Source organism: Pseudomonas sp. 37 R 15, assembly GCF_900004865.1.
GTDB lineage: Bacteria > Pseudomonadota > Gammaproteobacteria > Pseudomonadales > Pseudomonadaceae > Aquipseudomonas > Aquipseudomonas fluorescens_AM.
Genome location: NZ_CVTV01000034.1, coordinates 83,162 through 89,251, shown reverse-complemented (window position 1 = coordinate 89,251; position 6,090 = coordinate 83,162). Strand labels below are relative to the sequence as shown.

6 protein-coding genes are annotated in these 6,090 nt (G+C 62.0%); 2 read left to right on the top strand and 4 right to left on the bottom strand.

Annotation, left to right across the window (positions count from 1 at the left end; translation table 11 throughout):
- Positions 1-71 precede the first annotated feature (71 nt).
- Both BFQ04_RS30400 and BFQ04_RS11635 read left to right on the top strand, forming a co-directional pair.
- On the top strand, positions 72-374 hold the full coding sequence (locus tag BFQ04_RS30400; protein ID WP_065949522.1) for a transposase: 303 nt from the start codon (positions 72-74) through the stop codon (positions 372-374).
- Complete coding sequence (locus BFQ04_RS11635) at positions 371-1,207, top strand: IS3 family transposase (RefSeq protein WP_065949523.1); 837 nt, start codon at positions 371-373, stop codon at positions 1,205-1,207. Before BFQ04_RS30400 ends, BFQ04_RS11635 begins: the two co-directional genes overlap by 4 nt.
- Positions 1,208-1,335: 128 nt before the next feature.
- On the opposite strand, the gene BFQ04_RS11630 is transcribed toward BFQ04_RS11635, so the two are convergent.
- From BFQ04_RS11630 to BFQ04_RS11615, 4 genes are all read right to left on the bottom strand, one after another.
- On the bottom strand, positions 1,336-2,310 hold the full coding sequence (locus tag BFQ04_RS11630; RefSeq protein ID WP_003176519.1) for a serine/threonine protein kinase: 975 nt from the start codon (positions 2,308-2,310) through the stop codon (positions 1,336-1,338).
- A gap of 182 nt (positions 2,311-2,492) precedes the next feature.
- Entirely contained in the window at positions 2,493-4,391 is a 1,899-nt protein-coding gene (locus BFQ04_RS11625) for a PhoX family protein (protein WP_065950948.1), read from the bottom strand.
- A gap of 79 nt (positions 4,392-4,470) precedes the next feature.
- The gene (locus BFQ04_RS11620; RefSeq protein WP_065950947.1) at positions 4,471-5,235 is read right to left on the bottom strand and encodes a TOBE domain-containing protein; all 765 of its coding nucleotides are present in this window, start codon (positions 5,233-5,235) and stop codon (positions 4,471-4,473) included.
- Between the two features lie 57 nt (positions 5,236-5,292).
- Positions 5,293-6,030: a ComF family protein gene (locus BFQ04_RS11615; RefSeq protein WP_065950946.1), complete on the bottom strand. Its 738-nt coding sequence runs from the start codon at positions 6,028-6,030 to the stop codon at positions 5,293-5,295.
- Positions 6,031-6,090: the final 60 nt, after the last annotated feature.

The following is a 6,090-nucleotide window of genomic DNA, read 5'->3' as shown; positions in this document are numbered from 1 at the left end:
TGAACTGGCCTAATGATTTTGGACACTTCAATCGGGCGCTATGATAGCGCCCAAATCTGAGGTGTTTGGTTATGCGTAAATCTTATTCGAGTGAGTTCAAGCTCAAGGCTGCCAGCATGGTGTTGGATGAAGGTCAGCCGGTTACCGAGGTGTGTGCCACCCTGGATATCGGCCCCACAGCCCTGCGCCGCTGGGTCGATCAAGTGCAAAAAGAACGCTTGGGCTCGACCCCGGTAGGGGCCAAGGCGATTACTGCTGATCAACGAGAAATCCAGAGGCTCAAAGCTCTGCTCAGAGAGAAAGACCTGGATATCGAAATTCTAAAAAAGGCCAGTGCTCTCCTGCTTTTGGACGCCAAAGATCATTCACGTTGATCGATGAGCTGGACGAGCAGTACGGCGTTAAAAGGTGTTGCCAGGCGTTTGGGGTCAACCGCAGTAGCTTCTACGCCTGGCGCCAGCGCCAAGGCAGAGCAAATCCTGAGAGGGATAAGCTCAAAGCCGCGCTGGTCAGGCACCACAAGGCGTCCAGAGAGTCGGCCGGTGCACGTACGTTGTCCAAGGAGCTACAAGCCAAAGGGCATCGTATCGGGCGTTATATGGCTCGCAGTTTGATGCGCGAAGCTGGCATCGCCAGCCGTCAGCGCAGGCGCCATAAGTACAGGTCGCCGGGCGTGGAGGCCTTGGTGGCGCCGCACGTGCTCAAGCGAAAATTTGATGTGACGGCGGTTAATCAGGTGTGGTGTGGCGACGTGACATATATCAAGGTCGGCAAGCGGTGGATGTACTTCGCCGCCGTTCTGGATTTGTACGCTCGCAGGATCGTGGGCTGGTCGTTCTCGATGATTTCTGATGCCAACCTGACCTGCGAAGCGCTACGCATGGCGGTTGAGCTACGCGGCCATCCCCAGGATGTGTTGTTTCATTCTGACCAAGGTTGTCAGTACACCAGTCATAAATTCCGAAACGAGCTGCTGAAACAGGGGTTTAGGCAGAGTATGAGCCGTAAAGGCGAATGCTGGGACAACGCCCCGATGGAGCGTTTCTTTGGCAGCTTGAAATCAGAGTGGGTGCCTGAAACGGGCTACAAACTGGAACATGAGGCCCGAGCAGACGTGCAGCGCTATGTCTCGCGCTACAACATCAGCAGGCCTCATAGCTACAACGACTACCGGTCGCCGGTCGTGAAGGAAAGGTTGGCGGCGTGAACCTTAATCAGTGTCCAAGATTACTTGACCAGTTCAGCTTGCCCCCGATAGCGGGGTATCGGTCGCGATATGTCTCAGCTGACAGGCCGCCTTCGGGGGCAAGCCCCCTCCCACCTAAAGCGCAGCAGTCAGAAGAGTTTCAGCGGTTCTTCGTTGAGGGCCGACAGCTGCTCACGCAACGCCAGCACTTGATCACCCCAATAGCGCTCGCTGCCAAACCACGGGAAGCTGTGGGGAAATGCCGGGTCGTCCCAGCGCCGCGCCAACCAGGCGCTGTAGTGCATCAGGCGCAGGGCGCGCAAGGGTTCGATCAGGGCCAGTTCCCGCGGGTCGAAGTCGTGGAACTCCTGGTAGCCGTCCATCAATTCCGACAATTGGCCCAGGCATTCCTGGCGATCGCCGGCGAGCATCATCCACAGGTCCTGCACCGCCGGGCCCATGCGGCAGTCATCCAGGTCGACGATGTGGAACATCTCGTCGCGGCACATCATGTTGCCGGGGTGGCAGTCGCCGTGCATGCGGATGTTCTTGTGCGGGGTGGCCTTGTAGACCTCTTCCACGCGCTTGAGCAGGTCGCGGGCCACGGACTCGTAGGCCGGTAGCAGGCTCTTGGGAATGAAGTTGCCTTCGAGCAGGGTGGTCAGGGAATCATGACCGAAGTTCTTTACGCCGAGGGCCTCGCGGTGTTCGAACGGGCGGGTGGACCCCACGGCATGCAAACGGCCGAGCAGTTGCCCGAGGCGATAGAGCTGGTCGAGGTTGCCCGGCTCCGGCGCGCGGCCGCCACGGCGTGGAAACAGGGTGAAGCGGAAACCCTGATGCTCGAACAGGCTTGCGCCGTTGTGGATCAGCGGCGCGACCACCGGCACGTCGCATTCAGCCAGTTCGAAGGTGAAACGGTGTTCTTCCAGGATCGCTTCGTTGGTCCAGCGCTGCGGCCGGTAGAACTTGGCGATCAGGGGCTCGGAATCTTCGATGCCCACCTGATACACGCGGTTTTCGTAGCTGTTGAGCGCCAAAATGCGCGCATCGCTGAGAAAACCGATGCTTTCGACGGCGTCGAGAACCAGATCAGGGGTGAGTGTTTCAAACGGGTGGGCCATGCGAACTCCTGCGCGCAGCAGGTCGCCGCGTCCGGCCGGGTATGGTAACGCACCGGGGCTGAGATAGGTGGTGGCTGTGCTATTGCTATCGGGGGCAAGCCCCCTCCCACACTTGATTTGTGAATACAGTTAAAGGTGGGAGGGGCGGTGCGACGATTCGACTTGCCCCCGATGAGGACCTGTCAGGCGCCGACAACCCCGCCATCATCGCGCCGAATCGCCAGCACCGACGAACGCGGCTTGCCGTTCGGCAGATGCTCCGGCCACGTCGAGCCGCCAGTTTCACCGGGATGTTGAATACCCACAAACAGCGTTTTCTGATCCGGCGAAAAGCTGATCCCGGTGACTTCACACGCCACCGGCCCGACCATGAAGCGACGAATCTCCCCGGTGCCCGGGTCGGCACACAGCATCTGGTTGTTGCCCATGCCGGCGAAGTCGCCCGCGTTGCTGTAGTCGCCGTCGGTGAGAATCCACAGGCGGCCGGCCTTGTCGAAACCCAGGCCGTCCGGGCTGTTGAACATGTTCTGCGGGTTGATGTTGGACGAGCCGCCCTTCGGCGCGCCCGTGTGTACGCCGGGGTTGCCGGCGACGACGAACAGGTCCCAGGTGAAGTCCGTGGCACCGTGGTTATCGGCGTCGGCTTTCCAGCGCAGGATCTGGCCATAGACGTTCTTCTCACGCGGGTTGGGCCCGCCCACCGGCTGGCCGTCTTCGCCGCGCTTGGCGTTGTTGGTGAGGGTGCAGTAGACCTGGCCGTCGATGGGGCTGACCACGATCCATTCCGGGCGGTCCATGCGCGTGGCGTTCACCACGCTGGCGGCCAGGCGCGCATGGATCAGCACTTCGGCCTGGCTGGCAAAGCCTGTGCCGGCGTCGATGCCGTTTTTGCCATGGGTGAGCTCGACCCACTGGCCCTTGCCCTTGGGATGATCGGCATCGCCATTGCCCGCGTCGAAGATCGCCACGTACAAGGTGCCGTGATCGAGCAAATCCTTGTTGGCCTTCGGGTTGTCGTGGTTGATCGGATCGCGGCTGACGAACTTGTAGATGAATTCGCCACGTTCATCATCGCCCATGTACACCACGGCGCGTCCGTCGCGGGTCTCGGCCAGGGCCGCGTTTTCGTGCTTGAAACGGCCCAGGGCGGTGCGCTTGACCGGGGTGGATTGCGGGTCGAACGGGTCGATTTCCACCACCCAGCCGTGACGATTGAGTTCGTTGGGGTTCGTGGCCATGTCGAAGCGCGGGTCGTGCGGGTGCCAGTTGATGTCTTTGCTGGCGACGACCGCGCCGTAGCGTTTTTGCCCGGCGTCGAAGACCTGCTGGGGGTTGCTGCTGCCGAAACAGTCGGTGAAGTTCTCTTCGCAGGTGAGGTAAGTGCCCCACGGGGTCTTGCCGTTGGCGCAGTTCTGGAAGGTGCCCAAGGCGTTCTTGCCGGTGTTGTCGGCGCCGGTTTTCAGCCAATCGTGGCCGGCGGCGGGGCCGCTCAGGCGGATTGGCGTGTTGCCGTGAATGCGCCGGTTATAGCGTGAGTCCTGGACGAACTGCCAGGTATCGCCCTTGCGCTGTATTTCGATCACCGACACGCCTTCGCTGGCCAGGGCCTTGCGCACGTCTTCGGCCGATTGCGGTGCGCCGCCGTGGGCGTAGAGGTAGCGGTAGTTGGTGTATTCGTTGTTGATCGCCATCAAGGCGCGGTTGTCGTCGCCGGGGAAGGGAAACAGGCTCATGCCGTCATTGTTGTCGCCGAACTGCTGTTCCTGGGCCTTGGCCGTGCCGTTGCCGGAGGGATCGAAGGCCGGCGCCTGCTTGCTCAAGGGCTGGCCCCAGCTGATCAGCACCGAGGCGCTGTAGCCGGGCGGCAGGCTGATGGTGTCGCTGGTGGCGGCGGCGATGCCGGTAAAGCCCAGCAACGGGCTGGCAGAGACGGCATTCACGGCCAGGGCGCTGCGACTGAGCAGGTTGCCGCCCAGGAACATCGCCGCACCGCACAGGGCGCCGGCACCGATAAAGCGGCGACGGGTGAGGCCGACCATCTGTTCGAGGTCGGTGGCTTGGTTTTCTTCCAGCAGGCTCATGTCAGGCTCCTTACGGTTTTTGCAGACACCTTAAGGAGCGGGCGTGACGAAATTGTTGCAGTTTGATGGCGGGTGCCGGCTACACCGGCGTGCCAAGCAATACCTGGCCGGGGGCGAATTGCACCTGGACCGGCTGGCCAGGCGCGGCGTTGAGTGCGCTCAGTGCGGCGGGCTGCGCCAGGGCACATAGCACCTGACCGCTTGGCAGGCCGATTCGGACTTCGCTGGGGCCGTCTTCAGCGTCGTGAATCGTCTCAATCACACCGCTCAAGCAATTGTGTCCAAGTGTTGCGGTTTGCCCGATGGCCAATAATTCCAGCCAGCCGGCCTTGATCAGGGCGACCACTTCCACGCCGGGCTCCAGCTCCAGCCGTTGCGTGCTGTCGTGTGTGATGTGTGCATCCAGATACAGGCCACCCGCCAGTTCCAGGCGCACCCTGTCATTGCGCCCATGGCGCTCGATGGCGCTGACCTGGCCGTGCAGTTGATTGCGCGCACTGGTGCGCAGCATCAGGCGGCCCAGCAGATTGAAGTCGCGGGCTGCTTCGTCTGTTGCAAGTACCTCGGCTTGCAAGGCTTGCAGGCGCTGATATAGGCGCAGCACGCGTTCACCTTCACTCGTCAGCCTGGCGCCGCCACCGCCTTTGCCGCCGACGCTGCGCTCCACCAGCGGCGTTTGCGCCAGGTTGTTCAGTTCATCGATGGCGTCCCACGTGGCCTTGTAGCTCAACCCGGCACTTTTGGCGGCACGGGTGATGGAGCCCTGCTCGGCGATATGCGCCAGCAACGCGATGCGCTGAGGGCGGCGGATGATGTGCTGGCTGAGCGGCGAGGGCAGTGACATGGGATGACGCCTGGCTGGAATGAGCGGACGTTGCCGCCCGGCGGTCCGGGAGTCAAGTCACGTGCCGGGTTTGGGCGTGCGGGCCAGGCAATACACATCGACCTGGCGCGCGCCGGCCTTCATCAATAACCGCGCCAGGCTGTGGGCGGTGGCGCCGGTGGTCAGCACGTCGTCCACCAACGCCAGGTGGCGACCCTGCACCCGGGCGCCGGGTGCCAGGGCGAAGGCGTCGAGCAGGTTGCGTTTGCGCGTTTTGGCGTCGAGGTCTTGTTGCGCGATGGTTTCCTGGGGACGTAGCAACAGGTGTTCATCGCAGGGGATGTCCAGGTCGGTGCTGAGCCAGCGCGCCAGCATCACGGCCTGGTTATAGCCACGCTGGCGCAGACGTTTGGGGGGCATCGGCACCGGCAGCAGGCAATCGGGGCGGGTGAGTTCGGCATTCTCGAACCGATGCTGCAACAGCCGCCCGAGCAAGCGTCCCAGCAGGTGCCCCAACGGCCAGCGCGCCTGATGCTTGAACCGGCTGATCAGGCTGTCCACCGGGAAGCTGTAGGTCCAGGGCGCAATCACGCGTTTATACGCGGGCGGATGTGTCTGGCATTGACCGCACACCAATCCGTCCATGGGCAAGGGCAGGGCGCAGACTTCACAGCACTCCATCAGCCACGGTAGCTCGGTCTCGCAGGCGTTGCAGACGCAATCGGCGCTTTCGGCGCGCTCATCGCAGATCAAACAGGATTGTACGCTTTTTAACCAGATGTAAACCTGGTGTTTGTGGGTTGGTTGACAGTGCATGAATCTTCCTTAAATATGCCGAGCATCCGTGTCGTGCCTGTGGGTATTGCCCTTCCCGCA